Source organism: Streptomyces sp. NPDC045701 (genome assembly GCF_056432045.1).
The window spans coordinates 1-2014 of the sequence record NZ_JBWKJV010000173.1 but is presented as its reverse complement, the minus strand read 5'-3'; the positions used below and the strand labels follow the sequence as shown (position 1 = coordinate 2014).

Here is a 2014-nt window from a genome sequence, read left to right as displayed (position 1 = left end):
GCCGCCATGACCGACCGCCTCGTCCACCACGCCGAGGTCCTCACCCTCACCGGCGACTCCTACCGCACCCGCCAACGACGCGAACTCCTCGCCAAGGAAAAGCACGATCAGGCGAAGAACAGGCGTCCACCGCTCAACTTCCGAGACTCGCTATTGCACGCGCTTGAGCAAGACGATTTCCTCGTGGGTCCGTACATGCCGGTAGCCATTTTTGAGGAGATGCGCCAGCCGTGCCAGTTGGTATTCTCGCGTGGGCCAAGGCTCTCTCAGGTCGTAGATTACCCAGTCGGCGCGCCGGTCAGTAACGGGCCACAGATAGACACGGGTCCGATGTGCCAGGTGAGGACTCAGGCGGCTGGTTGCCTCGACGACTGTTTTGTCAGGAATCTCTTTCAGCAGTAGATGCGCTCCTCTCACGTGGGAGTCGAAGGTGAATGCCTTCACGGGATGCAGCAGGAAGTTCTGCAGAGGCGCCGAAGGGGTGAGCGGCGCTGCTGCGCACAACAGCACGGCGGCTGTGTGCCGGGAAAGATTACGCAGACATGACCAGTTGCTGTATGCCAGTTTCGGTTGTGCATCCAGGGCGGCAGCGAGCAGTACCGGCATGAGAGCAAGATTGTAGTGGAATCCGGTTCCCCAATAGGAGGGATTGTCGGACAGGAATCTGACTAGGATTGTGGGTACGGATACCAAGACCAAGGGAGAAAACAGGCTCAACATTCCTGTTAGCAAGCCCAACAGCAACAGCGTGGTGGTTTTCTCCGACGGCGTGACTATCAACTGGGGGATGCTGACCAGCCGACTGATGAGGGAGCGGTCGGAGCTCAGTGATCCACCGGACGCCGAGTTATTGAGGTATGGATAGACCCCTTCAGGGTTGACACTGGGAATCAACAGTCCCACGACCAGAGCGAAGCAGAGCAAGCCCGTACCCAAAATCCTCAGTCCCTGCGTCTTTCTGCCCCTCCATACCAGCACCACACCGATCGTTGCCACGGTGAGGCTCATTTCCTCTTTCACGGCGAGAAGCGGCAGCGTCCACCATGTTACTGCTTTCCACCGCCGCTCCACCAGCGCCGTCAAACTGTAGGCGAGCAGAGGTACAGCAAAGGCGACCTCGTGAAAATCGAAGGCGAGAGCGCTTTGAACACCGAAGGACAGGCCATATGCGGCCGCAACCGCGTGGGACCCGTTTCTCCCCAGCTGTTTTCCGGCGAGTTTAGCCAAAGGTACCACCGCGACCGCCAGAAGAGCCGACTGCGCCACCAGAAGCGTCTCTGCCGCGCCAGCCGCCAAGTAAAGCGGCACCAGTAAAATCAGCACCGGATGAAAATGATCCCCATAAAGGTTATAGTTCCATCCCTTAATGTCGGAGTAGGGAATACCCAGTTCCGCATACCCCCGTACGGCCTGCGTGAAGATACCGAGATCGAACCCGTTCGTACCCAGACGATAATGCTGTACCAGACTGAACGAAGAGTAGATAACAAACAGAGCGCAAGCCCACCACCAGCCAGGAGCTGATGCGTCATGAGCAGTCCTCGGTGCTTCAAGGAACAAGCGTGGCTGCTGACGAATAGCGGAACTCACCACGGGCATCCCCCATACGGCCAAAGAAGCAGACACAGCTACCATGACCTCCTCTGGAGAGATCCGGAAGATACACTCAGGAGAACTGCCACACTCCCACCCGTACGGGTCCCTGCGGCTTATTACTATCTGCTGCCGGGGGTGCTCCCACCGGCTTGTCGGCGGACAGGACCGCCACTTTGGTGAAGGGAACCCGGCAGCTGGTCCGGCTACCGGCAAGCGCCTTCGGGGCTTAGCCCCTGGCCTGCTGGCCCAGGGCTGATTCATAGTCGTGGTGGTCATGCTGCGTTGCAGGTCAGTCCCCCTGATCCCTGTCGGGTACGCCTTGCTGACCCTGGTGGCTAATTCAGTGCTCGGTTGATGCTGCGCCAGCGGGTTCGGGATCATGGGGTGCGGTCGTCACGTCTGGTATCCGGCCGTAGGA

General features: G+C 59.1%; 1 protein-coding gene and 1 pseudogene. One reads left to right on the top strand and one right to left on the bottom strand.

Annotated features, from left to right (window positions below):
• Positions 1–6: 6 nt before the first annotated feature.
• Positions 7–72 (top strand): annotated as a pseudogene (locus tag AC07DW_RS34180) (hypothetical protein); the annotation flags it as partial.
• A gap of 78 nt (positions 73–150) precedes the next feature.
• Here AC07DW_RS34180 and AC07DW_RS34175 read toward each other — a convergent pair.
• Positions 151–1626, bottom strand: coding sequence for a DUF2079 domain-containing protein (locus AC07DW_RS34175; protein WP_478861485.1), 1476 nt, complete (start codon positions 1624–1626; stop codon positions 151–153).
• Positions 1627–2014: the final 388 nt, after the last annotated feature.